Raw genomic sequence first — 738 nt, forward strand, 5'->3', positions numbered from 1 at the left:
ACTCCCCGCCGGCCGTCGATTCCCCGTCGGCCGGCTCCCCGGCCTGGCGGCGGGCCCGGCTGGCCATGGGGGAGCGGTGGCCCGTGTGGTTGAGGGGCCGGTGTGGCCTCGAACCGCGCACGCTGGCCGCGCTCGGCGTGCTGCTGCTGGTCGCGGCGGGCTTCGCCGTCCACCACTTCTGGACGGGCCGGCCCCAGGCCGTCACCGTCGCCACCTCGAACCCACCGGCCGCGCCCACCGACCTGCCCACGGACGTGCCGCCCGACTCGCCCGCCGCCTCGGCGGGCGCCTCGGCTGGCGCGCCCTCGCCGAGCGCCGCGGCCCCGCTCGTGGTCGACGTCGCCGGGGAGGTGGCCGAGCCCGGGATCTACTCGCTGCCCGCCGGCTCCCGGGTGGCGGACGCCATCGAGGCGGCCGGCGGCAGCGCGCCCGGCACCGACACCGACGCCCTCAACCGGGCCAGGCCACTGGTGGACGGCGAGCAGATCCTGGTCGGCGCCCCGCCGTCCGCCGGGCCCGCGCCGCCCCCCGCACCGGCCCCGGCCGCCGGCGGCCGGATCAGTATCAACACCGCGACCTCCGAGCAGCTCCAGGAACTTCCGGGCGTCGGCCCGGTGTTGGCGGGCAACATCATCGGCTACCGCGAGTCCAACGGGGCGTTCACCACCATCGAGCAGCTGGGCGAGGTCTCCGGCATCGGAGACCGGCGGCTGGCCGATCTGAGGGACCGTGTCACGC

Annotated in this window: 1 protein-coding gene; it reads left to right on the forward strand. The window is 77.8% G+C overall.

What is annotated here, in order from left to right; translation table 11 throughout:
* Positions 1-83: 83 nt before the first annotated feature.
* Positions 84-738: ComEA family DNA-binding protein (locus E1283_RS36730; RefSeq protein WP_243745363.1), on the forward strand; the 655-nt coding region annotated here is incomplete at its 3' end.

The sequence above is a fragment of the Streptomyces hainanensis genome (genome assembly GCF_004348415.1).
In the GTDB taxonomy this organism is placed as follows: Bacteria; Actinomycetota; Actinomycetes; order Streptomycetales; family Streptomycetaceae; genus Streptomyces; species Streptomyces hainanensis.